This window comes from Streptomyces tagetis, assembly GCF_018069565.1.
GTDB classification, from domain to species: domain Bacteria; phylum Actinomycetota; class Actinomycetes; order Streptomycetales; family Streptomycetaceae; genus Streptomyces; species Streptomyces tagetis.
The window spans coordinates 147,068-171,902 of sequence record NZ_JAGPNL010000005.1; the positions used below are offsets into that span (position 1 = coordinate 147,068).

At 74.0% G+C, this 24,835-nt stretch carries 21 protein-coding genes and 1 riboswitch; of the genes, 4 read left to right on the forward strand and 17 right to left on the reverse strand.

The genetic code is table 11. The annotated features are described in order from the left end of the window. Positions 1-25 precede the first annotated feature (25 nt). Positions 26-1,336, forward strand: coding sequence for a D-alanyl-D-alanine carboxypeptidase family protein (locus J5Y05_RS18965; RefSeq protein ID WP_372450503.1), 1,311 nt, complete (start codon positions 26-28; stop codon positions 1,334-1,336). Here the strand turns inward: J5Y05_RS18965 and J5Y05_RS18970 are convergent. From J5Y05_RS18970 to J5Y05_RS18985, 4 genes are all read right to left on the reverse strand, one after another. Further along, on the reverse strand, positions 1,284-2,192 hold the full coding sequence (locus J5Y05_RS18970; protein WP_210874077.1) for a YihY/virulence factor BrkB family protein: 909 nt from the start codon (positions 2,190-2,192) through the stop codon (positions 1,284-1,286). The two genes, J5Y05_RS18965 and J5Y05_RS18970, sit on opposite strands and share 53 nt — an antisense overlap. Before the next feature lie 69 nt (positions 2,193-2,261). Continuing rightward, positions 2,262-2,711 (reverse strand): GtrA family protein, encoded by a 450-nt coding sequence (locus tag J5Y05_RS18975; RefSeq protein ID WP_307853980.1) that lies wholly within the window; start codon positions 2,709-2,711, stop codon positions 2,262-2,264. Next, complete coding sequence (locus J5Y05_RS18980) at positions 2,708-3,655, reverse strand: decaprenyl-phosphate phosphoribosyltransferase (RefSeq protein ID WP_210874079.1); 948 nt, start codon at positions 3,653-3,655, stop codon at positions 2,708-2,710. The genes J5Y05_RS18975 and J5Y05_RS18980 overlap by 4 nt, the downstream gene beginning before the upstream one ends. Further along, positions 3,648-4,157, reverse strand: coding sequence for a phosphatase PAP2 family protein (locus tag J5Y05_RS18985; RefSeq protein WP_210874081.1), 510 nt, complete (start codon positions 4,155-4,157; stop codon positions 3,648-3,650). Before J5Y05_RS18985 ends, J5Y05_RS18980 begins: the two co-directional genes overlap by 8 nt. Positions 4,158-4,291: 134 nt before the next feature. Between J5Y05_RS18985 and dprE1 the strand changes: the two genes are divergently transcribed. Together dprE1 and dprE2 are read left to right on the forward strand one after the other, a co-directional pair. Beyond that, positions 4,292-5,641 carry a decaprenylphosphoryl-beta-D-ribose oxidase gene (gene dprE1, locus J5Y05_RS18990; RefSeq protein WP_210874083.1) on the forward strand — a complete coding sequence of 450 codons (1,350 nt, stop codon included), beginning with the start codon at positions 4,292-4,294 and terminating at the stop codon, positions 5,639-5,641. A 17-nt stretch (positions 5,642-5,658) separates the two neighbouring features. Continuing rightward, positions 5,659-6,414 carry a decaprenylphospho-beta-D-erythro-pentofuranosid-2-ulose 2-reductase gene (gene dprE2 / locus J5Y05_RS18995; protein WP_210874085.1) on the forward strand — a complete coding sequence of 252 codons (756 nt, stop codon included), beginning with the start codon at positions 5,659-5,661 and terminating at the stop codon, positions 6,412-6,414. Between the two features lie 46 nt (positions 6,415-6,460). On the opposite strand, the gene J5Y05_RS19000 is transcribed toward dprE2, so the two are convergent. The 12 genes from J5Y05_RS19000 to J5Y05_RS19055 form a co-directional block, all read right to left on the reverse strand. Then, entirely contained in the window at positions 6,461-7,039 is a 579-nt protein-coding gene (locus tag J5Y05_RS19000; protein WP_210874087.1) for a 2'-5' RNA ligase family protein, read from the reverse strand. A gap of 185 nt (positions 7,040-7,224) precedes the next feature. Then, a complete protein-coding gene (gene trpS / locus J5Y05_RS19005; RefSeq protein WP_210874089.1) occupies positions 7,225-8,238 on the reverse strand; it encodes a tryptophan--tRNA ligase in 1,014 nt (337 codons plus the stop codon). Positions 8,239-8,358: 120 nt separating this feature from the next. Then, positions 8,359-9,807 (reverse strand): glycine hydroxymethyltransferase, encoded by a 1,449-nt coding sequence (locus tag J5Y05_RS19010; protein ID WP_210874091.1) that lies wholly within the window; start codon positions 9,805-9,807, stop codon positions 8,359-8,361. 30 nt (positions 9,808-9,837) lie between these two features. After that, positions 9,838-9,940, reverse strand: a riboswitch (ZMP/ZTP riboswitch). Positions 9,941-10,040: 100 nt separating this feature from the next. Further along, positions 10,041-10,997: an ABC transporter substrate-binding protein gene (locus J5Y05_RS19015; RefSeq protein ID WP_210874093.1), complete on the reverse strand. Its 957-nt coding sequence runs from the start codon at positions 10,995-10,997 to the stop codon at positions 10,041-10,043. Continuing rightward, a complete protein-coding gene (locus tag J5Y05_RS19020; protein ID WP_210874095.1) occupies positions 10,998-12,965 on the reverse strand; it encodes an ABC transporter permease in 1,968 nt (655 codons plus the stop codon). Continuing rightward, on the reverse strand, positions 12,965-14,296 hold the full coding sequence (locus J5Y05_RS19025) for a quaternary amine ABC transporter ATP-binding protein (protein WP_210874547.1): 1,332 nt from the start codon (positions 14,294-14,296) through the stop codon (positions 12,965-12,967). Before J5Y05_RS19025 ends, J5Y05_RS19020 begins: the two co-directional genes overlap by 1 nt. Positions 14,297-14,364: 68 nt before the next feature. Continuing rightward, positions 14,365-15,906, reverse strand: coding sequence for a GMC family oxidoreductase (locus J5Y05_RS19030; RefSeq protein ID WP_210874097.1), 1,542 nt, complete (start codon positions 15,904-15,906; stop codon positions 14,365-14,367). A gap of 59 nt (positions 15,907-15,965) precedes the next feature. Next, positions 15,966-17,495 carry an aldehyde dehydrogenase family protein gene (locus J5Y05_RS19035; RefSeq protein ID WP_210874099.1) on the reverse strand — a complete coding sequence of 510 codons (1,530 nt, stop codon included), beginning with the start codon at positions 17,493-17,495 and terminating at the stop codon, positions 15,966-15,968. A gap of 349 nt (positions 17,496-17,844) precedes the next feature. After that, a complete protein-coding gene (locus J5Y05_RS19040) occupies positions 17,845-18,834 on the reverse strand; it encodes a malate dehydrogenase (protein ID WP_210874102.1) in 990 nt (329 codons plus the stop codon). Positions 18,835-19,536: 702 nt separating this feature from the next. Next, entirely contained in the window at positions 19,537-20,685 is a 1,149-nt protein-coding gene (locus J5Y05_RS19045) for a helix-turn-helix domain-containing protein (RefSeq protein ID WP_210874104.1), read from the reverse strand. 412 nt (positions 20,686-21,097) lie between these two features. Beyond that, positions 21,098-21,574, reverse strand: a complete 477-nt coding sequence (locus J5Y05_RS19050) for a DUF3017 domain-containing protein (protein ID WP_210874106.1) — start codon at positions 21,572-21,574, stop codon at positions 21,098-21,100. Next, entirely contained in the window at positions 21,564-22,418 is an 855-nt protein-coding gene (locus J5Y05_RS19055) for a bifunctional methylenetetrahydrofolate dehydrogenase/methenyltetrahydrofolate cyclohydrolase (RefSeq protein WP_210874108.1), read from the reverse strand. The genes J5Y05_RS19050 and J5Y05_RS19055 overlap by 11 nt, the downstream gene beginning before the upstream one ends. Positions 22,419-22,701: 283 nt before the next feature. Here J5Y05_RS19055 and J5Y05_RS19060 point away from each other — a divergent pair, with 283 nt between their 5' ends. Then, positions 22,702-23,304: a hypothetical protein gene (locus tag J5Y05_RS19060; protein WP_210874110.1), complete on the forward strand. Its 603-nt coding sequence runs from the start codon at positions 22,702-22,704 to the stop codon at positions 23,302-23,304. Positions 23,305-23,409: 105 nt separating this feature from the next. On the opposite strand, the gene J5Y05_RS19065 is transcribed toward J5Y05_RS19060, so the two are convergent. After that, complete coding sequence (locus tag J5Y05_RS19065; RefSeq protein ID WP_210874112.1) at positions 23,410-24,735, reverse strand: helix-turn-helix transcriptional regulator; 1,326 nt, start codon at positions 24,733-24,735, stop codon at positions 23,410-23,412. Between the last annotated feature and the right edge of the window lie 100 nt (positions 24,736-24,835).

The window sequence follows — 24,835 nt, forward strand, 5'->3', positions numbered from 1 at the left end:
GGGGGCGGCGAGTACCTTCTCGGTCGTGCCCGCACCCCACAAGATCGCCGGACGCGCCGTGACGGCCGCCTCCGCGCTCCTCGTCGCCCTCTGCCCGCTCGCCCTGGCCGTCCCGGCCGCGTACGCCGCCCCGAGCCCGGCCACGAGCCCGTCGGGGAGCCCCGCCACCAGTCCGTCGGCGAGTCCGTCGGTCACGCCGCCGGCCGGGATGTCGACCGTGGGCGGGGCCCGGCTGGGCGAGCCCGGGACCCAGGTCGACCTGGCCGGCGGGGCGCCGGTGCTGCCGAAGGACCTCACCGCCCGGTCCTGGATCGTCGCGGACGCCGAGTCCGGCGAGGTGCTGGCGGCGCACAACGCGCACTGGCGGCTGGCCCCGGCGAGCACCCTGAAGATGCTGTTCGCGGACACGCTGCTGCCGCGCTGGCCGAAGACGGAGAAGCACACGGTCGCCCCCTCCGACCTGGCCGACGTCGGCGCCGGCTCCAGCCTGGTCGGGATCAAGGAGGAGGAGACGTACACCGTCCACGACCTGTGGCTCGGGGTCTTCCTGCGCTCCGGGAACGACGCGGTGCACGTGCTGTCGGCGATGAACCACGGCGTCGAGAACACGGTGCGGGAGATGAACGCGCACGCCGAGGAGCTCCAGGCCCTCGACACCTTCGTGGTCACCCCGGACGGCTACGACGCGCCCGAGCAGGTCTCCTCCGCCTACGACCTGACGCTGATCGCCCGCTCGGGGCTCCAGAAGAAGGACTTCCGCGAGTACGCCTCCACGGTGCGCGCCGATTTCCCGGGCGAGACGAAGAAGGACAAGAAGGGCAAGGCCAAGCGGGGCTCCTTCGAGATCCAGAACACCAACCGGCTGCTCGCCGGGGACCGGGACGTGCAGGTCTACCCGGGCATCGCGGGCGTCAAGAACGGCAACACCACCAACGCGGGCGCGACCTTCACCGGGGTCGCGGAGCGGGACGGCCGGGTGTTGCTGGTCACGGTCATGAACCCGGAGAAGGACGAGCACAACGAGGTCTACAAGGAGTCCGCGCGGCTCCTGGACTGGGGTTTCGAGGCGCTGGGGAAGGCGCGGCCGGTCGGTGAGCTGGTGCCGCCGCGCAGCGTCACGGCGAGCGCGGGGCCGTCCTCGGGCGCGTCCGCCCCGGCGGGCAAGGGGGTCGGCACGCAGGCGGCGGCCGGTGCCCCGGCGCCCGGCGGCGGGGGCGGCGCCGGTACCGCGGCGGCCGTGGCGGCCGGGTCCCTGGTGGTGCTGGCGGGCGGCGCCTTCCTGGTCAACCGGCGTTGGCCGCTGCCGGACCTGGTGCGTCGCCGGTCCCGTCCGTGACCTGCCCGGCCCGGCGCGGGGTGGCCGTCCAGGCGGCGCAGAAGAGCACCAGCTTCGAGGTGAAGTTGATCCACAGCAGCAGGGCGACGGGGACGCCGAAGGCGCCGTACATGCTCTTCGCGGCGACGCCCTGCATGTAGCCGCTGAGCAGCAGCTTGAGCAGTTCGAAGCCGACCGCGCCGATCAGCGCCGCCACGATCAGGCGGCGCCGTTCGGGGTGGACGCCGGGCAGCAGGGTCAGGGCGTAGAGCAGGACCAGGAAGTCGGCGAGGACGGCGGCGGCGAAGGCGGCCACGTAGAGCAGGACGCTGCCGAGGCCGCCCTCGGCGAGGCCCACCTCGTGGATGAACCGGCCGACCAGGGCCGAGGCGACGGTCGAGATGCCGATGGTGATCAGCAGGGCGCCGCCGAGGCCGATGAGGATGCCGGCGTCCTTGCCCCGCCGCACCACCGGGTTCTGCTCCTCGTCGGGCAGCTCCCACACGGCGCGCAGGCAGCCCCGGGTGGCGTCGATCCAGCCGATGCCGGTGAAGAGCAGCAGGGCGGCGGCGATCAGGCCGACGGTGCCGGCGTTGTCGACCAGGCCGTGGATGTCGAGCTGGTCGGAGATGCCCGGCACCTGCTCGGCGATCTTGTCCTGGAGCCGGTCCTGCTGCCGGGTGCTGAGGGTGGCGGCGGCGATGGCGGCGGCCAGGCTGAGCAGGGGGAAGAGCGCGATGAAGCTGGTGAAGGTCATCGCGGCGGCGAGCCGCGACCACTTGACCCGGTCCAGCCGCTCGTAGGAACGCCACCCGTGCGAGACCATCAGCCGCGCCGCCCACGGCCCCACCACGGGGAGCTTTTTCAGCCAGTCCATGACCCCCGTCTGCCCCCGTTCCCCCCGGTCCATGGCTGCGCTCCCCCATCCGCTCCCCCATTCGCTCCCTCATTCGCTCCCCCGTCCGCTCCCCCCGTCCGCGCGGAACACCAGCGTGCGGGTGCCCCAGAAACGCAGGACCGTGGCCAGGGCCATGCCGACACCGGCGCCGGAGACGGTGTCGGCGCGCTGGGAGGTGAGGCCGAGGCCGTAGTGGCTGACGGCCAGGCAGAGGAGCTGGACGGCGGCGCCGGCCAGGTTGACGGCGCAGAAGAGGGCGTAGGGGCGCAGGCCGCGGGGGCGGGTGTGTCGGTAGGTGCCCAGGGCGTTGCCCGCGTAGGCCACGGTGCAGCCGGCGGCGAAGGAGAGCGCCTTGGCGGTGAGCGGGCCGAGGCCCGCCGGTCCGCGCAGCAGGGTGAAGAGGCCGAGGTCGACGGCGTAGGCGAGGAGTCCGGCGGAGGCGAAGCCGAGGAGTTCGCGGCGGCGCGGGGCCGCCGCGGTGCCGAGCTGCGCCGTCACCAATTGGCCACCGCCAGGCCGTACATGGCCACCCAGACGGCGCCGATCAGGGCGAGGGCCCGGTCGTGCAGGACGACGTCCTCGGGTTCGCCGGCGGTGCCGCGGTCGGCGAAGACGGCGTAGCGCAGCACGGCGAGGATGAAGGCGACCATGGAGAGCTGGCGCCAGGGCAGCAGGCCGGAGTGCGGGACGCCGCCGGCCTCCATCGCCCACATGCAGTAGCCGAGGACGGCGACCCCGGCCGCGAGCTGCCAGACGAAGCGGAGGTAGCCGGTGGTGTACTCGGTGAGCAGCGCGCGGGTGGCGCCCTGCGCCCCGGCCATCCGGACGGCCTCGGAGTAGCGCTTGGCGGCGACCATGAAGAGCGCGCCGAAGCCGGTGGTGATGAGGAACCAGCGCGAGAGCGGGATGCCGAGGGCCGGCCCGCCGATCACCGCCCGCATCAGGAAGCCGGTGGTGACGACGACGAGGTCGACGACGAGGACGTGCTTGAGGCTGACGCAGTACGCCAGTTGCAGGGCGAGGTAGGCGATCAGCAGCAGGACGACGGGGGGCGGGCAGAGCCAGGCCGCGACGGTGAGCGCGAGGATGCCGAGGGCGGCGCCGACGGCGTGGGCGACGGCGACGGGGACCTGGCCGGCGGCGACGGGCCGGTGCCGTTTGACGGGGTGGGCGCGGTCGGCCTCGGCGTCCAGGGCGTCGTTGACCAGGTAGACGGCGGCCGAGCAGGCGGTGAAGAGGGCGAAGACCAGGGCGGTCTGGGTCAGTACGTGGCGGGAGAAGAGCTGTCCGGCGGCGGCCGGGGCCGCGACGACGAGGACGTTCTTCACCCACTGGCGGGGGCGGGCGGTCCGCAGCAGCCCGCGGGCGATGCCGCCGGGCGGCGCCGGTGCGGGCGGTCCGGGCCGCTCCGGGGCGCGGGGGAGGACTGCGGTGTCAGCCATCGGTTGCTCCTCTCATCCAGCGGGCGCCGAGCCGGGCGGTGAGGGCGCCGAGGGCGGCGCCCGCCGCCACGTCCGAGGGGTAGTGGACGCCGGCGACCAGTCGGGAGACGCACACGGCGGCGGCGAGCGGCCAGGCCGCGCGGGCGCCGAGCGCGCCGAAGGCGACGGCCGCCGCGACGGCGGAGGTCGCGTGGGAACTCGGGAAGGAGTGCCGGCCCGCGGTGCGCACCAGGGGGTCCACGTGCGCGGGGCGCGGGCGGCGCACCACCCGCTTCACGCCCATGCTGGCGAGGTGCGCGCCGGCCGTGAGCGCGGTGCCGCGCAGCCAGGCCCGGCGGCGCGGCGCGTCCGCGGCGGCTCCGGCGAGTCCGGCCGCGAGCCACAGGGCGCCGTGCTCGCCCGCCCAGGACAGGGCGCGCGCGGCACCGGCGATCCGCGGGTCGGCGGCGCGGGCCCTGAGGGCCGTGACGATCCGGTGGTCCAAGTCGTCGACGTCGTCCATGTCCACTCACTGTTCACGGCGAGGGCGCGGGAAGTCCCTGCCCGGTCGAGCGACATACCATTAATCACCCGTTTCGGGGATGGTCGGAATGTTTCATAACTAACCGCTCATCTTCGGGCGATACGGTCACCGCCATGTCTGCCGACACCGTTTCCGTCACCGGCTGGGGCCGTACGGCGCCCACGGCCGCCCGTCTGGTCCGCCCGCGGACGTACGAGGAGGCCGCCGCCGCCGTCCGGGCGTGCGGGGCGCGCGGCGGCATCCCCCGGGGGCTGGGACGGGCGTACGGGGACGCGGCGCAGAACGCGGGCGGGGCCGTGCTGGACATGACGGGCCTGGACCGCGTCCACGCGGTGGACGCCGCGGGCGGGACGGTGCTGTGCGACGCGGGGGTCTCCCTGCACCGGCTGATGGAGGTGCTGCTGCCGCTCGGCTGGTTCGTGCCGGTGACCCCCGGCACCCGGTACGTGACGGTCGGCGGGGCGATCGGCGCGGACATCCACGGCAAGAACCACCACGTCTCGGGCTCCTTCGCCCGGCACGTGCTCGCGCTGGAGCTGCTCACGGCCGACGGCGAGGTGCGCACCGTGCTCCCCGGCACCCCGCTCTTCGACGCGACGGCGGGCGGCATGGGGCTGACCGGGGTGATCCTCACCGCGACGGTGCGGCTCCAGCCGGTGGAGACCTCGCTGATGTCGGTGGACACCGAGCGCGCCCGCGACCTGGACGACCTGCTCGCCCGGCTGACCGCCGGCGACCACCGCCACCGCTACTCGGTGGCCTGGATCGACCTGCTGGCGCGCGGCGCGGCGACCGGCCGGGCGGTGCTCACCCGGGGCGACCACGCGCCGCTGGACGCGCTCCCCGCCCGCCGGCGCACCCGCCCGCTGGAGTTCCGCACCGCGCGCCTGCCGGCCGCCCCCGCCCGCTTCCCGGAGGGGCTGCTGACCCGCACGACGGTGGGCCTCTTCAACACCGTCTGGTATCACAAGGCGCCGCGCGCCGAGACCGGCCGGCTGCGGCCGATCCCCGCCTTCTTCCACCCGCTGGACGGCGTGCCCGACTGGAACCGGGTCTACGGCCGCGGCGGCTTCGTGCAGTACCAGTTCGTCGTCGGGCACGGGCGGGAGGAGGCGCTGCGCCGGATCGTGCGCCGGATCGCGGAGCACCGCTGCCCGTCCTTCCTCGCCGTCCTCAAGCGGTTCGGGGAGGGCGACGCGGGCTGGCTCTCCTTCCCGGTGCCCGGCTGGACCCTCGCCCTGGACATCCCGGCGAACCTGCCCGGCCTCGGCCCGCTCCTGGACGGTCTGGACGAGGAGGTGGCGGAAGCGGGCGGCCGGGTCTACCTGGCCAAGGACTCCCGGCTGCGCCCCGAGCTGCTGGCCGCCATGTACCCGCGCCTGGACGAGTTCCGCGCGCTGCGCGCGGAGCTGGACCCGCGCGGGGTGTTCGTCTCCGACCTGTCCCGGCGCCTCGCCCTCTAGGAACCCCAGGAGCTGTCGTGAAGGACGCCTTCGGCCTCCCCCAGTCCCTTCTCGTCCTCGGCGGTACGTCCGAGATCGCGCTCGCCACCGCGCGCCGCCTGATCGCCCGCCGTACCCGCGTCGTCTGGCTGGCCGGGCGCCCCTCCCCCGCCCTGGAGGCCGCCGCGGCGGACCTGCGCGCGCTCGGCGCCGAGGTGCGCACCGTCGCCTTCGACGCCCTCGACCCCGCCTCCCACGAGGCGGCGCTCGGCAAGGTGTTCGCGGAGGGCGACATCGATCTGGTGCTGCTCGCCTTCGGCATCCTCGGCGACCAGGCGCACGACGAGCGGGAGCCGCTGAACGCGGTGCGGGTGGCGCAGACCAACTACACCGGCGCGGTCTCCTCGGGGCTGGTGGCCGCCCGCGCGCTCCAGGACCAGGGGCACGGTTCGCTGGTGGTGCTCTCCTCGGTCGCCGGGGAGCGGGCCCGCCGGGCCAACTTCATCTACGGCTCCAGCAAGGCGGGCCTGGACGCCTTCGCCCAGGGGCTGGGCGACGCGCTGCTCGGCACCGGCGTGCACGTGATGGTGGTGCGGCCCGGTTTCGTCCGGTCGCGGATGACGGCCGGGAGGGAGGAGGCCCCGCTGGCGACGACGCCGGGCGCGGTGGCCGCCGCCATCGAACTGGGCCTGCGCCGCCGCTCGGAGACGGTGTGGGTGCCGGGGACGCTGCGGGTGGTGATGTCGGCGGTGCGGCACCTGCCGCGCGCGGTCTTCCGCCGCCTGCCGATGTGACCCGGCCCGCGCCGGGCGCCGGTGGCGGCGCCCGGGGTCGGCACGCCTACCGCGCCGGCAGGGTGCCGTGTTCCACGCGGCCCGCCTGGGGCGGGACGACCCCGCTGCCGAAGGGGAACTCGCGCAGCTTGCGCCAGACGGCGTCGGCGCCCTGCTCGTAGAGGGCGAAGCCGGTGCAGGGCCACTGGGCCTCGTAGTCGGACAGCTCCTCGAAGGCGCGGTCCATGGCGGCCTCGTCGATGCCGTGGGCCACCGTGACGTGCGGGTGGTACGGGAACTGCAACTCGCGCGGGACGGGGCCCGAGGTGGAGCGGACCCGCTTCTGCAGCCAGGCGCAGGCGGCGGCGCCCTCCACCACCCGCACGAAGACGACCGGGGAGAGCGGGCGGAAGGTCCCGGTGCCGGACAGCTTCATCGGGAAGGGCCGGCCGGCCGCCGCGACCTCGGCGAGGTGCGCCTCCACGGCGGGCAGCACCCCGGCGTCGATCTCCGTCGGCGGCAGCAGGGTGACGTGGGTGGGGATGCCGTGAGCAGCGGCGTCGCCGAAGCCCGTGCGCAGCACCTGGAGCTGGCTGCCGTGAGGCTCCGGGACCGCGATCGACACGCCGATCGTTACGGTCCCCACATCGTCTCCTGTCGTTCTGTCGGTGCCGCCCGCCCCCGGGGCGCGCGGCGGTGGCCGCGGCGCGGCCACCCGGTTATCGACTGTACGTCCACGACCCGGCCCCGGGCAGGCGCAACGGGAGTGATGTGCAGCGCTACGGCGCGGCGGCGGGGCGTACGGGCCCGGTGCCCTGGGGCTTTGCCGGATCAGTGCTTGGCGGGGAGGAAACCCATCCGGTCGTACGCCCGGGAGAGCGTCTCGGCGGCGACCGCGCGGGCCTTCTCGGCGCCCTTGGCGAGGATCGAGTCGAGCGTCTCGGGGTCGTCGAGGTACTGGCGGGTGCGGTCCCGGAAGGGGGTGACGAAGTCGACGACGATGTCGGCGAGGTCGGTCTTGAGCGCGCCGTACCCCTTGCCCTCGTACCGCTGCTCCAGCTCGGCGACGGTCTCGCCGGTGAGGGTGGAGTGGATGGTGAGGAGGTTGCTCACGCCGGGCTTCTGCTCGCGGTCGAAGCGGATCACCGTGTCGGTGTCGGTGACGGCGCTGCGGATCTTCTTGGCGGTGGCCTTCGGCTCGTCCAGGAGGTTGATCAGGCCCTTGGGGGTCGCCGCCGACTTGCTCATCTTGGCGGTGGGGTCCTGGAGGTCGAAGATCTTCGCCGTCTCCTTGAGGATGTAGGCGCTCGGGACGGTGAAGGTGTCGCCGTAGGTCTGGTTGAAGCGCTCGGCGAGGTCGCGGGTCAGCTCCAGGTGCTGGCGCTGGTCCTCGCCGACCGGGACCTGGTCGCCCTGGTAGAGCAGGATGTCGGCGACCATCAGCATCGGGTACGTGAAGAGGCCGACGGTGGTGCGGTCGTTGCCCTGCTTGGCGGACTTGTCCTTGAACTGGGTCATCCGGGACGCCTCGCCGAAGCCGGTGATGCAGTTCATCAGCCAGCCGAGCTGGGCGTGCTCGGGAACGTGGCTCTGCACGAAGAGGGTGCAGCGGTCCGGGTCGAGGCCGGCCGCGAGGAGCTGGGCGGCGGCGACGCGGGTGTTCTCCCGCAGCTCCCTCGGGTCCTGCGGGACGGTGATCGCGTGCAGGTCGACGACCATGTAGAACGCGTCGTGGGTGTCCTGCATGTCGACCCACTGGCGGACGGCGCCGAGGTAGTTGCCGAGGTGGAACGAGCCGGACGTCGGCTGGATGCCGGAGAGCACGCGGGGTTGTTCAGTCGCCATGGCGCCCATTGTCTCAGGCTCCGGGGCCCGCTCGGGCACGGCTGCGCGGGAAACGGGCGCGGTGTGGCGGCGGGGTGCCGCGCGGCGGCCCGGTGGGGGCCGGGGCGCCGCGCGGGCGGGTCAGCCGAGGTCGATCTCGGGGTAGAGCGGGAAGCCCGCCACCAGGTCGCTGGCGCGGTGCGAGATCTCGTCCGCGACCTTGGCGTCCAGCACGTGCTGGGCCTTGGAGGGGGCGCCCTTGGCGGTGGTGCCCGGCTCGGTGGCGGTCAGGACGCGGTCGATGAGGCCGGCCACCTCGTCCATCTCGGCGGTGCCCAGGCCCCGGGTGGTCAGCGCGGGGGTGCCGACGCGGATGCCGGAGGTGTACCAGGCGCCGTTGGGGTCGGCGGGGATGGAGTTGCGGTTGGTGACGATGCCCGCGTCGAGGAGGGCGGCCTCGGCCTGGCGGCCGGTGAGGCCGTAGGAGGTGGCGACGTCGATGAGGTTGAGGTGGTTGTCGCTGCCGCCGGTGACGAGGGTGGCGCCGCGCCGCGTCAGGCCCTCGGCGAGGGCGCGGGAGTTGTCGACGACGCGCTGGGCGTAGTCGCGGAAGGCGGGCTGCCGGGCCTCGGCGAGGGCGACGGCCTTGGCGGCCATGACGTGCGGGAGGGGGCCGCCGAGGACCATCGGGCAGCCGCGGTCGACCTGGTCCTTGAGGGAGTCGTCGCAGAGCACCATGCCGCCGCGCGGGCCGCGCAGCGACTTGTGGGTGGTGGTGGTGACGATCGGGGCGTGCGGGACCGGGTCGAAGTCGCCGGTGAGGACCTTGCCCGCGACCAGGCCCGCGAAGTGCGCCATGTCGACCATGAGCGTGGCGCCGACCTCGTCGGCGATCTCGCGCATGATCCGGAAGTTCACCAGCCGCGGGTAGGCGGAGTACCCGGCGACGAGGATCAGCGGCTTGAACTCGCGGGCGGTGGCGCGCAGCGCCTCGTAGTCGATCAGGCCGGTGACGGGGTCGGTGCCGTAGGAGCGCTGGTCGAACATCTTGCCGGAGATGTTCGGGCGGAAGCCGTGGGTGAGGTGGCCGCCCGCGTCCAGGGACATGCCCAGCATGCGCTGGTTGCCGAAGGCGGCGCGCAGCTCGGCCCAGTCGGCGTCGGTGAGGTCGTTGATCTGGCGGGCGCCGGCCTTCTCCAGGAAGGGGGCCTCGACGCGGTCGGCGAGGACGGCCCAGAAGGCGACCAGGTTGGCGTCGATGCCGGAGTGCGGCTGGACGTAGGCGTGCCGGGCGCCGAAGAGCTCGCGGGCGTGCTCGGCGGCGAGGGACTCGACGGTGTCGACGTTGCGGCAGCCCGCGTAGAAGCGGCGGCCGACGGTGCCCTCGGCGTACTTGTCGCTGAGCCAGTTGCCCATGGCGAGCAGGGTGGCCGGGGAGGCGTAGTTCTCGGACGCGATCAGCTTGAGCATCTCGCGCTGGTCGGCGACCTCCTGGCCGATGGCGTCGGCGACGCGCGGTTCGACCGAGCGGATGACGTCGAGGGCGGCGCGGTAGGCGGTGGAAGCGGTGGACAGCGGCTCCGCTGACATGGGGACCTCCGGACGGTGCGTCGGCATTGTCGGTACGGCCCAGGCGCACGGCACTCGTGCCGGGCCCGCGGGGTCCCGGGGGCCGCTTCCCGATGGTCGGTCCCATCCCAGCACGCCAGTCACGGCCCACGCTCACCCTACCGGGACCCCGGTGCCCCGGCCCCCGGCGTCCACCATGCGGGCCGGGGGGTACGGGGCCGTACGGGACCGTACGGGGGGCCGGCGGGGCCCGGTCAGGGGAGCCAGGGCTTCCAGGTGCCGGGGTGGGCGTCGGCCCAGGCGCGCGCGGCGTCCTCGGGGCGCATCTTGCGCTCGGCGATCATCAGGGAGACCTCGTTCTGGTCCTCGGTGGACCACCGGAACCGCTTGAGGAACTCGGCCGCGTCGCCGCCGCCCCGGGCGAAGTCGGCGTTGAGGTACTTCTGCAGTGCGGTGACCGGGTAGGCGCAGGCGACCTTCGCCGGGTCGGCGTCGCACCCCTCCTCGTACGGCGGGAGTTCCACCTCGGTCATGGGGACCTTCTCGAAGAGCCACTGGGGTGTGTACCAGTAGGTGAGGAACGGCTTCCTCTCCTTGGCGAACTGCTCAATCTGGGTGATCTGGGCCGCCTCGGAGCCGGCGAAGACGACCTCGTAGTCGAGGTCGAGGTTCTTCACCAGGGCCTTGTCGTTGGTGACGTAGGACGGGGAGCCGTCCATGAGCTGGCCCTTGCCGCCGCTCTCGGCGGTGCGCAGCGTCCCGGCGTACTTGTCGAGGTTCTCCCAGTCGGTGACGTCGGGGTGCGCGTCGGCGAAGTAGGTGGGGACGTACCAGCCGATGTGCCCGGTGACGCCGAGGTCGCCGCCTCGGGTGATGGTCTTCTTGTCGTCGATGTAGCGGCGTTCCTGCTCGGGGTGGCCCCAGTCCTCCAGGATGGCGTCGACCCGGCCCTGGCTGAGCGCGTCCCAGGCGGGGACCTCGTCGGCCTGGACGGTGTCGACGCGGTAGCCGAGTTCGTTCTCCAGCAGGTGCCGGGCGACGGCCACGTTGGCCTGGGCGCCGACCCAGGACTGGACGGAGAGGGTGACGGTACGGGTGCCGCCGGCGTGGGCGAACGGGGACGCCTGGCGGGTCATGTCGGCGGCGCCGCAGCCGGTGAGCAGCAGCAGCGCGGAACCGGCGGCCAGAGCGGCCGTGACGCGGGGACGCATTCAGGCTCCCTTCCTCGGGCGGCGGGCGGTGGGCTGGGTGACCCGGTCGAGCATCAGGCCGAGGCAGACGATGGCCGCGCCCGCCACCAGCCCGGTCGCCAGGTCGCCCTGGGCGAGGCCGAAGACGACCTGATAGCCGAGGGCGCCGCCGCCGACGAGGCCGCCGATGATGACGACGGCGAGGACCAGGACGACGCCCTGGTTGACGGCGAGCAGCAGCGCGGGGCGGGCCAGCGGGAGCTGGACCTGCCGCAGTTGCTGGCCGGTGGTGGCGCCGAGCGAGCGGGCCGCCTCCAGCGCGGCCGGGTCGACCTGGCGCAGCCCCTGGGCGGTGATGCGGACGACGGCCGGCAGGGCGTAGACGACGGCGGCGGCGACGGCGGGGGCGCGGCCGACGCCGAAGAGGGCGACGACCGGGATGAGGTACACGAACTGCGGCATGGTCTGGAAGACGTCCAGGACGGGCCGCAGCAGCCGTTCGAAGCGGTCGCCGCGGGCGGCGGCGATCCCGGTGGCGACGCCGAGGACGAGGGTGGCGGCGACGGCGGCCAGCACCTGGGAGAGCGTGTCCAGGGACGGTTCCCACACGCCGAGCACCCCGATCGCGGCGAGGGCGAGGACGGCGGTGAGCGCGGTGCGCCAGGTGCCGATCACCCAGGCCAGGGCGGCGACCAGCAGCAGCACGGACCACCAGGGCAGCCAGAGCAGTCCGTCGCGGACCGGGTCGAGGACCCAGGTGGTGAAGCGGGCCGCCCAGTCGGCGGTGCCGCCGACGACGGGGACGCCGGAGTACAGGTGGGCGGTCATCCAGTCGACGGCCCGGTTGACGGGCCCGGCGATCGGGACCTCCCACGCGCCGGGCCACAGGGAGCGGCCGGCGAGGCGGGCGGCGAGCGCCACCGCGAGGGCGCCGGCGGCGGCCAGGGCCAGGAGCGGCCGGGACGGAGGGCGCCGGGCGGCGCCGAGGCGTTCTCCGGCGGCGCCGGTGACGCGGTCCAGGACGACGGCGAGCAGCACGATCGGGATGCCGGCGGCGAGGGCGGCGCCGACGTCGACCGAGGCGAGGGCCTGGTAGACGCGGTCGCCGAGGCCGCCGGCGCCGATCACGGAGGCGATGACGGCCATGGAGAGCGCCATCATGATCGTCTGGTTGAGGCCGAGGAGGAGTTCGCGGCGGGCCAGCGGCAGCCGGGCGGTGAGCAGCCGCTGCCGGGCGGTGGTGCCGAGGGAGGTGACGGCCTCCAGGACCTCCGGGTCGGCGCCGCGCAGGCCGAGGGCGGTGAGCCGGGCCATGGGCGGGGCGGCGTAGACGACGGTGGCGAGGACGGCGGCGGGCACGCCGATGCCGAAGACCAGGACGACGGGGAGCAGGTAGGCGAAGGCGGGCAGCACCTGCATGGTGTCGAGGACGGGGCGCAGCACCCGCTCCGCCCGGTCGGAGAGGCCGGCGGCCAGCCCGAGCAGGGCGCCGACGACGGCGGAGGCGAGGACGGCGACCACCATCAGGGCGAGGGTCTGCATCGTCGGCACCCACATGCCGAGCAGTCCGCAGGCGAGGAAGGCCGCCGCCGTGCCGAGGGCGAGCCGGGGTCCGGCCGCGCGCCAGGCGACGAGGGCGCCGGCCGCGGTGACGCCCGCCCAGCCGGCGGCGAGCAGGACGAGGTAGACGGCGCGCACGGAGACCACGATGGCGTTGCTGACATGGCCGAGGACGTACAGGAACAGCGGGTGGCTGTCGCGGTTGTCGATGATCCAGTCGCCGGCGGTGCCGAGCGGCGCGGAGACGTCGACGGTGAGCGCGCCGGGCCAGGCGCCGGCGCCCCAGCGGGCCTGGGCCAGCGGTACGAGGACGGCGGCGAGGGCGGCGAGGACCAGCAGCTTGGCCACGGGCCGGCCGCGCGGGGCGCGCAGGGCGCGGAGGGCACGCAGCGGGGCGGGGCGGGGGGCGGCTGGGGTGAGGGTCGCCATCAGACGGCCCCTTCGGGGCGGTCGGCCTCGCGGGGGCGGTCCGGGGCGCCGGGAAGGCCCGCCGCCTCGCTGGAGAGGTCCGCCTCGCCGGGGATGCCCGCCTCACCGGGAAGGCCCGGCGCCTCGCCGGGGATACCCGCCTCACCGGGGATGCCCGCCGCCTCACCGGAGAGGTCGGCCTCACCGGGAAGGTCCGCCGCCTCGCCGGCGCGTACGGTGCCGGCGGGAGCCCCGTCCGCGGAGGGCGGGGTGCCCTCCGTGGGGCGTACCGTCCCGGCGATGACGTCGAGCAGGGCGGGGGCGTCGACGATGCCGAGGCAGCGGGGGCCGTCCATGACGCGGGCCGGGGTGCCGGCGCGGGCGACGGCCTCGATCGCCTCGGAGACGGTGGCCTCGGGCCGCAGCGCGGGGCCGTGGCCGGTCTCGGCGGCGTCGGCGGGGGCGCGCATGGCGGTGCGGACGGTGAGGACCTGTTCGCGGGGGACGTCGCGGACGAAGGCGCGGACGTAGTCGTCGGCGGGCGAGCCGACGATCTCCTCGGGGGTGCCGAGCTGGACGACGCGGCCGTCGCGCATGAGGGCGATGCGGTCGCCCAGTTTGAGGGCTTCTCGCAGGTCGTGGGTGATGAAGACCATCGTGCGGCCCTCCTCGCGGTGGAGCCGCACCACCTCCTCCTGCATGTCCCGCCGGATCAGCGGGTCGAGCGCGCTGAACGGCTCGTCGAACAGCAGCACTTCGGGGTCGACGGCGAGGGCGCGGGCCAGGCCCACGCGCTGGCGCTGGCCGCCGGAGAGCCGGCCGGGGCGGCGGTGCTCCAGCCCGGCGAGGCCGACCTTGGCGACGAGGCCGGCGGCGCGCTCGCGGCGTTCGGCGCGGCCCATGCCCTGGATCTCCAGGCCGTGGGCGACGTTGTCGAGGACGGTGCGGTGCGGGAGCAGGCCGAAGTGCTGGAAGACCATGGCGGCCCGGTGCCGGCGCAGGGCGCGCAGCCGGGCGCGGTCCATGGCGCGCACGTCCTCGCCGTCGATGGCGATGGCGCCGGCGGTCGGCTCGATCAGCCGGGTCAGACAGCGCACCAGGGTGGACTTGCCGGAGCCGGAGAGGCCCATCACGACGAAGACCTCGCCCTTGCGCACCTCGAAGGAGACGTCGCGGACGGCGGCGGTGCAGCCGGTGCGGGCGCGGAGTTCGCCGGCGGGCAGGGCGGCGAGGGCCGGGTCGGCGGGGACGCGGTGGGCCTTCGGCCCGAAGACCTTCCAGAGCCCGTCGACCGTGAACACCGGCCCGTCGGCGGGAGCGTCGGCGCCGGACGCGGGGGTACTGCCCGTCAGCGGCCCTGAAGTGCCCCCCGTGTCACCGCCCTCGTCCGCGCGCCGCGCGCCGGTCGTGCCGCTCGCCCTCACCGGGCGTCACCCGCGATCAGCTCGACGGCGCGCTCGCCGACCATGAGCACGCCGATCATGGGGTTGACGGCGGGCATGGTCGGGAAGACGGAGGCGTCGGCGATCCGCAGGCGTTCCAGTCCGCGGACGCGCAGCTCGGGGTCGACCACGGCCTCCGGGTCGGCGGCGGCGCCCATCCGGCAGGTGCCGGCCGGGTGGTAGACGGTGTGGGCGGCCTTGCGGGCGTACTCGCTCAGTTCCTCGTCGCCGGTGACCTCCGGCCCGGGGCAGACCTCGCGCTTGAGCCAGCCCGCCAGCGGCTCGGTCCGGGCGATGTCCCGGGCGATGCGGATGCCGTCGACGAGGGTGCGGCCGTCGTGGTCGTCCTCGTCGGTGAAGTACCGGAAGTCCAGGGCGGGTTTGACCGAGGGGTCGGCGCTGGTCAGGTAGAGCCGGCCGCGGCTCCTCGGCTTGGGGATGTTCGGGGTCATCGAGACGCCGAACTCCGGCCGCCGGTAGCCCAGTCGCTCCGGATTGTCGGTGAACGGGATCTGGTAGAAGTGGAACATCAGGTCCGGGCCGGGGTGCGCGGGGTCGCGGCGCACGAAGAGGCCGGCGTCGGAGTCCATCGCGGAGTTGTCCGGGATGGGGCCGTGGGTCTCCCACACGATCACCGACTCGGGGTGGTCGAGCAGGTTCTCGCCGACGCCGGGCAGGTCGTGCGCCACGGGTATGCCGAGCTTCTCCAGGTCGGCGCGGGGGCCGATGCCCGAGTGCAGCAGCAGGCGGGGCGTGTCGACGGCCCCGGCGCAGAGCACGACCTCGCCCCGGGCGCGGACGAGGATCTCCTCGCCGTCCTTGGTGCGGACGTGGACGCCGGTCGCGCGGGTGCCCTCCAGCTCCAGCCGGTACGCCCAGGTCTCCAGCCAGATCTCCAGGTTGGCCCGCTCGTCCATCACCGGGTGCAGGTACGCCACCGAGGCGGAGGAGCGCTTGTTGTCCTCGGGGTGGTAGGCGAGGTCGAAGAAGCCGACGCCCTCCTGGAACGGCTTGCGGTTGAAGCCCTCCACGCGCGGGACGCCCACGGCGGCCTGGGCGGCGTCGACGAAGTCGCGGGCGATGGCGTTGCGGTCCTTCTCGTCGACCGGGACGATGTTGTTCTTCAGCCGGGCGTAGTACGCCTCCATCTGGACGGCGCCCCAGCCCTTGGCGCCCGCGGCCTCCCACTCGTCCCAGTCGGAGGGGAGCGGCTTGAAGGCGATGAGGGTGTTGTGGGAGGAGCAGCCGCCGAGCACCCGGGCGCGGCTGTGCCGGATGTGCGAGTTGCCGCGCGGCTGTTCGGTGGTGGGGTAGTCGTAGTCGAGGTCGCCGCCGAGCAGGCCCGTCCAGCGGCGCAGGGTCAGCACGTCGTCGCGGCCGACGTCGCTGGGGCCGCCCTCGATGACGGCGACGGTGACGTCGGGGTTCTCGGTGAGGCGGGCGGCGATGACGGAGCCGGCGGTGCCGCCGCCGACCACGACGTAGTCGTAGACGCGGGGGTTCTCGGTGTGGGGGGACATGGGGTGCTGCTCCTGGGGCTCGCGGACGGGTGGTGGGGGTGGGGGGAGGGTGCTGCGGGTCAGCCGGCGAACCAGCGCACCGGGCGGGGCGCGAGGTTCTGGTAGACGTGCTTGGTCTCGCGGTACTCGGCCAGTCCGGCGGGGCCGAGTTCGCGGCCGGTGCCGCTGCGGCCGTAGCCGCCCCACTCCGCCTGCGGCAGGTAGGGGTGGAAGTCGTTGATCCAGACGGTGCCGTGGCGCAGTCGGCCGGCGACCCGGCGGGCGCGGCCCGCGTCGGTGGTCCACACGGCGCCGGCGAGGCCGTACTCGGTGTCGTTGGCCAGTGTGACGGCCTCGTCCTCGGTACGGAAGGTCTCGACGGTGAGGACCGGTCCGAAGACCTCCTCGCGGACCACGCGCATGCCGCGGTGGCAGTGGTCGAGGACGGTGGGCTCGTAGAACCAGCCGGTCTCCGGGCGGTCCGAGGACGGCTCGGGGCGCTTGCCGCCGCAGCGCAGTGCCGCGCCCTCGGCGAGGGCGGAGGCGACGTACTCCTCGGTCCGCTCGCGCTGCCGCTCGGAGACGAGGGGCCCGCACTCGACGCCGTCGGCGGTGCCGCGGCCGAGGCGGATCAGCCGGGCGCGGCGGGCGAGTTCGGCGACGAAGCGCTCGCGGACCGACTCCTCGACGATGAGGCGGGAGCCGGCCGAGCAGACCTGGCCGCTGTGGATGAAGGCGGCGTTGAGGGCCTGGTCGACGGCGGTGTCGAAGCCCTCCTCGGTGGCGCAGGCGTCGGCGAAGACCACGTTGGGGTTCTTGCCGCCGAGTTCGAGGGCGACCTTCTTGACGGTGTCGGCGGCGGCGTGCGCCACCTTGGTGCCGCTGGCCAGGCCGCCGGTGAAGGAGACGAGGTCGACGTCGGGGTGGTCGGCGAGGCGGGCGCCGACGGTGTGGCCGGGGCCGGTGACGAGGTTGGCGACGCCGGCGGGGAGCCCGGCCTCGGTCAGCAGGCCGATCAGGGCGATGGTGGTCAACGGGGTGATCTCGCTGGGCTTGACCACGAAGGTGTTGCCTGCGGCGAGCGCCGGGGCGATCTTCCAACTGGCCTGGAGGAGCGGGTAGTTCCAGGGCGTGATCAGGGCGCAGACGCCGACCGGCTCGTGGACGACGACGCTGTGCACGTCGGGCGAGCCGGCGTCGACGACCCGGCCGGGCGCCTCGGCGGCGACGAGGTCGGCGAAGTAGCGGAAGGCGTCGGCGACGCAGTCCACGTCGACCCGGCCCTCCTCCAGGGTCTTGCCGGCGTCGCGGCTCTCCAGCAGGCCCAGTTCCTCCCGGTCGCGGACGAGGAGGCCGGCCACGCGGCGCAGCAGGGCGGCGCGTTCGGCGACCGGGGTGCGCGGCCAGTCGCCGGTGTCGAAGGCGTGGCGGGCGGCGGCGACGGCGAGGTCGGCGTCGTGCGTGTCGCCCTCGGCGACGACGGCGAACGGCAGCGCGTCGGCGGGGTCGAGGATCTCGCGGGTGGCGCCGGAGGCGGCGGCCCGCCACTCGCCTCCCAGGTGGAGGGTGCGGTGTGCCCGCTCGGCCCGGGTGTCCGTGGTGTTCGCCATGTGGGGTGCTGCCTTCCGTTCCTGTTCCGCGCCCCGGTGTCACACGTGTGCCACCGCCGGGGACCGGGAGCGCCTGCCCCGGCCGGCCGTTCGCATGCCTCGGGAGCGGCCGAAGTGCCCCGCGTCACGGGGGATATGGGCGCAACGGGGGGCGAAGCAGGCCACGGGCGGCGGCGGGAGCGGGGTACGGCGGCGGGGTGACACACGGCGGCGGGCGGGGTACGGCGACGGGGTGGCACACGGCGGCGGGCGGGGTACGGCGACGGGCCCCGCTCCGGCGGTGAACCGGAGCGGGGCCCGTGGGCGTGCCGTACGGGACGGCGGAAGGCTCGCGCGGGGCGCGGCGGGGTCAGAGCAGGCCGAGACCGCGGACGGCGTCGCGCTCCTCCGACAGCTCCTGGACGGAGGCGTCGATGCGGGCGCGGGAGAACTCGTTGATCTCCAGGCCCTGGACGATCTCGTACCGCCCGTCGTCGCAGGTGACCGGGAAGGAGGAGATGAGGCCCTCGGGGACGCCGTAGGAGCCGTCGGAGGGGATGCCCATGGAGGTCCAGTCGCCCTCGGCGGTGCCGTTGACCCAGGTGTGGACGTGGTCGATGGCGGCGTTGGCGGCGGAGGCGGCCGAGGAGGCGCCGCGGGCCTCGATGATGGCCGCGCCGCGCTTGGCGACGGTCGGGATGAACTCGTCGGCCAGCCACTTCTCGTCGTTGACGGTCTCGGCGGCGTTCTTGCCGGCGACGGTGGCGTGGAAGATGTCCGGGTACTGGGTGGCCGAGTGGTTGCCCCAGATGGTCAGGCGCTTGATGTCGGCGACCGTGGAGCCGGTCTTCTTGGCGAGCTGGGTCAGCGCGCGGTTGTGGTCCAGGCGGGTCATCGCGGTGAAGCGCTCGGCCGGTACGTCCGGGGCGGCGGCCTGGGCGATGAGGGCGTTGGTGTTGGCCGGGTTGCCGACGACGAGGACCTTGATGTCGTCCGCGGCGTGGTCGTTGATGGCCTTGCCCTGCGGCTTGAAGATGCCGCCGTTGGCCTCCAGCAGGTCGCCGCGCTCCATGCCCTTGGTGCGGGGGCGGGCGCCGACGAGCAGGGCGACGTTGGTGCCGTCGAAGGCCACGTTCGGGTCGTCGGTGATGTCGATGCCCTGGAGCAGCGGGAACGCGCAGTCGTCCAGCTCCATGGCGGTGCCCGCGGCGGCGTTGAGCGCGGGGGTGATCTCCAGGAGACGGAGCCGGACCGGCACGTCCGCGCCGAGGAGCTGGCCGGAGGCGATGCGGAAGAGCAGGGCGTAACCGATCTGGCCGGCCGCGCCGGTGACGGTGACGTTCACGGGAGTGCGGGTCATGGCTTCTCCGTATCACAGCAGGCGGTGGGGCGTCCCTGCCCCGGGGTGCGGGGATTCTCCCCTGCCGGCCACGGCCGGCGCCCGCCTCGATGATCGATCACCGCTGGGTACGGACCGATCACCGACGGATGATCGATCTCTTGGCGTCAAGAGAGATCCAGCGGTCAGGCTATCGCGCCCGCCGTGTCCCGGACGTCCGGGTCGGTGTGGCCCGTCCCACAGCGTGACGAGGTGTACGGGCGGCTGACCGGGGTCGTCGGGGGCGGGTACGGGTGGTGCCGGAGGGGCGTACGGGGTGCGTGTGGGTGAACGGGGTGATGCCCGTGGGGCGGAACGGTGAGGACGCGGAAAAGGCGTCCGCCGGCGGGCATGGTCCGCACGGGCGGGGGCACGCGGAAGGTACCCCCACGGGAATCCGGCAACGGTGTCCCCCGAACGGCGGCCGTCTCCGTCCCCCCTCTCCCGGACAGGCGGCCGCCTTTCCCGTCCCGGGGGCGCGCGGCTCGTACGACGGGTGCGCGCCGCGCGCGGCTCGTACGCTCCGTACGCCCCGACGCTCCGTACGCCCCCTACGTCCCGTACGCCCCCACGCTCCGTACGCCCCTACGCGACCGGCCCCCGGGACGCGGCCCCGGCCACGACACCGCGACCGGCCCCGCACCTCACCCGCACCGCATGCCCCGCCCCGCCCCGCCCCGTGGCCTACTGCGTGCAGCCCTTCTCGCCCGTGGCGAGGGTGACGCAGGCGATGGCGTCCTCCGGGGCCTGGACGGCCACCATCGGCGTGTACGCGACCGTGTCCCCCGGCACGTTCACCGCACCGGTCTGCGGGTCCTCGCCGCCCGCGCTGACCCGTACCTCGTCGCCCTGGGCGGCCTGCGTCACGCGTCCCCACGCGGTCTCGCAGACCTCGCTGTAGCGGACCTCGACGACGGCGGTGCCGACGGTCGTGGTCGTCGCCGTCGTCACGAGGTCGCCGCCGCAGCCCATGGCCTCCGCGTCCTGCCCCGTGCACGCGGCGCCGCTGCACTTCACGCCGGGCGGCAGTTCCTTCTTCGTGACGCTGGGCGACGGGGAGGGCTGCGCCACCGCATCCTTGCCGTCACCGCCGCTCAGCAGGAAGAACGCGCCGGCCGTCACCACGAGCACGCCCACCGCGCCCATGACGAACGTGGCCGTCCGCTTCCCGCCCCCGGAACCCCGGCGGCCCGTACCCCCCGCGCCCGGCCCGCCGTGGCCCGCCGGGGCCGCGCCGCCCGGCCCCGCCGGGACGCCCGCGCCCCGGGGTCCGCGCGCGGCGCGGTGTCCGGTGGGCGCCGGTCCCCGGTACCCGGCCATGTTCCACGAGTTGCCGTCGGCCGCCCCGGTCCGCACCGCGCCGAGGCCGGCGTCCGCGCTGTCGGCGGCGGTCGGCTGGACGGGCACCGTCGGCGCACCGCCCCGGGCCGCCGTACCGCCCGCGTGCCGCCCGGCCCGGTTCGCGCGCCGGCTCCCGGAGTCGGCCGGCGCGTCCAACTCGCCGAGCGCGGCGCGGGCCTGGGAGATCCGGATGGCCTCCATGGTCATGTCGTGGCGCATCTCCGAGCGGCTCCAGGCGCGCTCGGCCAGCTCCCACATGGTGGTCAGGTGGACGGGGTTGGTCCCCGTCACCTCGGCCAGGGCCACGATCGCGCCCTTGGGCGCGAGCAGCCGGCCGTTGAGATAACGCTCCCAGGACGTCTTGCTGTAGCCCGTGGCGTCGGCCACCGACGCGATGCTCAGGTCGCTGCGGTCCACGAGCCTGCGCAACTGGTTGGCGAACTCTTTGATCTGCGGATCGAGTTCGTCCGGCAGCGCCTTCCAGCGAGGCATTGCTTCCCCCTCTTCCCCCCGGTGTCGTGCGAGTGGTCTCCCCGTTCGGTCCCGCCCGGTTCCCCCCGCGCGGCGCCCGCGCCGGGGCCCCGCTCCGGCTACCCACAGGGATGCGCCCGCGCGGGACCCCAGTTCCCGGGGTGGAGGCGCACAGGAGCACGGAAGGCCGCGGGCATGCACCGTCGCACGCCCGCCGGACCGGGGTCCAGTGTCCCACCGGAGCCGGTGCCTCCGGACCGGAACCCCCACCCCGCGGTGCACGCGCCACGTAGCGGAACGGTCACTTCCGTGCCACAGCGGTCTGACAGCCGTTGAACAGGGCGTTCGCTGTGCACGAGGGTGGTTCCCGGCGGCGGCCCGCCCTCTCACGGGGGTGAGGACGGGCCGCCGCTCCTGCCTGTTGCCTGCTTGACTACTGGCTGACCGTGAAGTGCAGCGTGTCCGACAGGAACGGGATCTCCAGCCACGGATCGGGCTGCGCCATCAGCGCCAGGAGCGAGATCGCGCCGCCGAGCACGCCGTAGGTGGCGATGTCGGTGAAGCGCGAGCGCACCGCGAGCATCCCGACGTCCGGCAGCGTCCACCGCAGCGCCGCCCCCGCCAGCAGCGCGATGCCGATGAGCAGCGTGCCGAGGCGGAAGACGTCGAGCGCGGTGAGGAACAGGCCGAGTCCGACGACGATCAGCACGGAGAGGATCGGCCACTGCCGGGCCGGTGCCGGGGCACCCCCGGGCGCGGCGCGTCCGCCGCCCTCGGGGCGTGCCGTGTCCCGGGTGAAGAGGGGGAAGCGCCGGGTGCCGCGCCGCGGCCGACCGTCGGCGCCGGGCACGGCGACCGGGTCCTTGACCGTGACGTCCTCCGGGCGTTCGGCGTTCTCGTCAGCCGGCACTGCGCTCCGCCGCCTCGACCACGTTGACGAGAAGCTGGGCGCGGGTCATCGGGCCGACGCCGCCGGGGTTCGGGGAGATCCAGGCGGCCACCTCGGCCACGTCCGGGTGGACGTCGCCGAGGATCTTGCCCTCGGCGTTGCGCGAGACTCCGACGTCGAGCACGGCCGCGCCCGGCTTGATGTCCTCGGCGCGGATCAGGTGCGGGGAGCCGGCCGCGGCGACCACGATGTCGGCCCGCTTGAGGTGGGCGGAGAGGTCGCGGGTGCCGGTGTGGCACTGGGTGACCGTGGCGTTCTCGCTGCGCCGGGTGAGCAGCAGCGGCATCGGCCGGCCGATGGTGACGCCGCGGCCGACGACGACGACCTCCGCGCCCTTGATCTCCACGCCGTGGCGGCGCAGCAGGGTGATGATGCCGTTGGGGGTGCAGGGCAGCGGCGCCGGCTCGTTGAGCACGAGGCGGCCGAGGTTCATCGGGTGCAGGCCGTCCGCGTCCTTGTCCGGGTCCATCAGCTCCAGGATGCGGTTCTCGTCGATGCCCTTGGGCAGCGGGAGCTGGACGATGTAACCGGTGCACTCCGGGTCCTCGTTCAGCTCGCGGACCACGGCCTCGATCTCCTCCTGCGTCGCCGTGGCCGGCAGTTCGCGCTGGATGGAGGCGATGCCCACCTGGGCGCAGTCGCGGTGCTTGCCCGCGACGTACTTCTGGCTGCCGGGATCGTCGCCGACGAGGATCGTGCCGAGGCCGGGCGTGACGCCCCTCTCCTTCAGCGCCGCCACGCGGGCGGTCAGTTCGGACTTGATCGCGGCTGCCGTGGCCTTGCCATCGAGAATCTGGGCGGTCATAGGCCCCATTCTCGCGGATGACCGGCCCCCGGTTCCAATCCGGCCACCCTGCGGACAGCCCCGCGGAAGACCCGGGCAGACGGGAAGTGTCACACCTTGATCATGGATGTTGCACTTGCACAACACCTTCGGACCATCGCTGGACAAGCATTGGACCGGTCACGAACGATGGAACGGCAGTGCCGCGGGGCCGTACCGGGGGGACGAACCGCTTCGTAGACATCTCCTCCGAGTCGTGCCACGCGTCGTCCCCGCACGCGAAGACAACGGAGGAGACACCGCCATGAGTTTCGGCGACCCGAACAACCCCTACGGCCCCCCGCAGGGCCAGCAGCCCGGCTACGGACAGCCGCAGCAGCCCCAGGGCCAGCCCGGTTACGGCTACCCGGCCGCCCCGCCGGTCTCGTCCTACCCCGGCGGCGGCTTCCCCGGCGGTGTCCCCACGGCCATGCCCGGCACGGTGAAGGCCGCGCGCGCGATGCTCTTCGTGCTCGGCGGCTTCCAGGTCCTCGGCGGCCTGCTGATGATGATCGCCAGTGCCTGGTTCACCGACCTGCTCGACGAGGCGGTCGCCCAGGACGAGAGCATCAGCGCGGAGGACGCGGACGCGTTCGCCAGCATCGGCACCGGTCTGATGATCGTCCTCGGTGTCATCGTGCTGGCCTTCGCGTTCTGGGCGATCTTCACCGGAGCGAAGTTCTCGACCGGCCGGGGCGGTGTGCGGGTCTCGGCGATCGTCTACGCCTCCGTGGTGCTGCTGTTCAGCCTCATCAGCCTGCTCGGCGCGAACGTCTTCGCCCTCGTCAGCGTGGTGCTCGGCATCCTGATCATCGTCTTCTGCGCCAACAAGAACGGCGGCTACTGGTTCAACCGCCCCAAGTACTGACCCACCACCTCACCCCAGGGCCGTGCCTCCCCAAACAAGGAGAGCCACGGCCCTGACGCGTGGGTGGTGCCCTGGCCCGGATTCTTCTCTGGCCGAAGGGTCTACTCAGCCGGCCCTCAGCCGGTCCATGAGGTCGGTGACGCCGTCGACGCCTCGGTAAGGCTTGAACGCCGGAACGAGTTCACGCACCAAGGCGACACACCGTTCGGCGCCGATGCGGGTGGCGAGGTCGAGGGACCGGTTGGTCACCGTGAGGGCCTGCTCGACGTCACGGGCCTGGAGGAGGCTGTGAGCCTCGTAAGTCATGAAGATTCCGCGCGTCTTGTCCCGGGAGCGCGGCAGCAAGCTCATGCCCTCGCCGATCCGCGCATGGGCTTCGTCGGTGCGGCCCAGGTCGAGCATGCACCGGCCGGAGTCGACGGCAAGGTCCGCCTCGCTCATCCACCGGCACCAGGCCGGGGCCGGGTCCGGGCTGTCGGTCAGCAGGGCGGCCTCGGCGGCGGCCAGGTCGCGGTGGCAGGCGGAGGCAGCCCCGAGGGCGGCGTGCGCGCGAGCCCGGCGAAGATGGAGAAGGGAACGAGCGGTGGGGTGCCGGGTGTGGACGAGGGCCTGACTGAGTGGTTCGAGGGCGGCGCCGGGCTGGGTGAGCCAGATGGACTGGTAGGCGAAGTCGGAGAGGATGCCTGCGCCGAGGTCGCGGGCGCGGGCGGCGTGCGCGTTCGCCAGGGCCGCGTTCCATAGCTTGCCGGCGGCGAAGTGCCAGCCCTGGTCGAAACGGTGCCAGCCGCAGGTGCCGGCCAGGGAGGCCGCCAGCAGGTGGAGCCTTTGGCCCAGCGGCTCGGTGTAGCGGCCGTGTTCCAGCAGGTCGGTGACCATGTCCAAGTGGGCGTCCATCAGCTTGGCAGTGTGCTGGCGCTGTTCGGTGGGCAGTGCGTTCAGCTTGGCGCTGGTGCCCTCCAGCCAGTCGACCAGCTCCCCGTCGACCTGCTTGCCGTCAAGGGCGGTGGTGAGCCGGCCGGGCTCAAGGGCGGCCCACTGGGTGGCGAGTCCCGCCAGCGCGAGCGCGCTGTACGTCATGAAGGTGCGGCGGCGGTGGTCCATTGCGGCTCTCTGTGCGTCTCGAAGTGCGCGGACGGTGAATGCCGGTCCGAGCGGAACCGGTCGCTCCTGACCCGGCAGCCAGTGCGGCCACGCGAATGCCTCCAGATCACCGATCGGCACGCCGAAGGCATCGGCGATCAGAAGCTGGGACTCGATGCTGGGCGTTTTACGCCAGTTCTCCCACTTGCTGACGGCGGCCTTGTCGGTGCCGGAGCGCAGGCCCTCGGGCCGACGCCGGGCGGCGCGGTGGATGCGGACCGCGAGATCGGTCTGGGACCAGCCGCGAAGCGCGCGAGCGTACGCGAGGGGGTGCCGGATCAGGTCGTCCACGGGACCAATCCCATCATCGACGGTGAGCACGAGCCTACTGTGCGTACAGGCGGGACCACCCCGGGACTACTGACGACACCTGGTTGGCAACGGAGTGTTG